Genomic DNA, 446 nt, shown 5'->3' with positions numbered 1-446 from the left:
GCCGTACCGGGCGTTCAGGGGCGTCGTCCCTACTGCCGGCGTCCGAAATTCCTGAGGTCGTCAGGGCGACCTCAGCGGACCCTGCTGAAATGGACGCACTGCTCATAATTGTGCCAGATGCGCCTTCAGCATCCGTATTCGACCAGCTCCCGGAGAGCGAGCGCTGGCAGGAGCTCAACGCGCGCTCAAAGCCTTCCAAGGGTACCGTCCGCACCACCGTTCTCGCCAATCGCAGGCAGACACTTGCCGTACTTGGATACATAGGGGCGCAGGCCACCACTTTCGAGAGGCTGTCGCTAGCGGGACGCATGTTCAAAGAGGCTTCGGCGCGCAATCCGCGCAGCGTGGGCCTGATGTCTGTGGCGGATGACGCTCCGGCAGAAGCGCTGCTGGCAGCCGGATTTGCGTCCGCATTCCAGATGCCCGCGTACCGCTCCAAATCAGAC

General features: G+C 63.0%; 1 protein-coding gene. It reads left to right on the top strand.

Annotated elements, in window-relative coordinates:
• Positions 1 to 89 precede the first annotated feature (89 nt).
• A partial coding sequence (locus JMN17_RS21495; protein ID WP_202329214.1) for a hypothetical protein occupies positions 90 to 446 on the top strand: 357 nt, incomplete at its 3' end.

Origin of the sequence: Bacillus sp. RHFS10 (assembly GCF_016757475.1) — a bacterium.
Taxonomy (GTDB): Bacteria; Bacillota; Bacilli; order Bacillales; family Bacillaceae; genus Bacillus; species Bacillus subtilis_G.
Note: the sequence above shows the minus strand (reverse complement) of the source record. Positions and strands in the feature narration are given on the sequence as shown.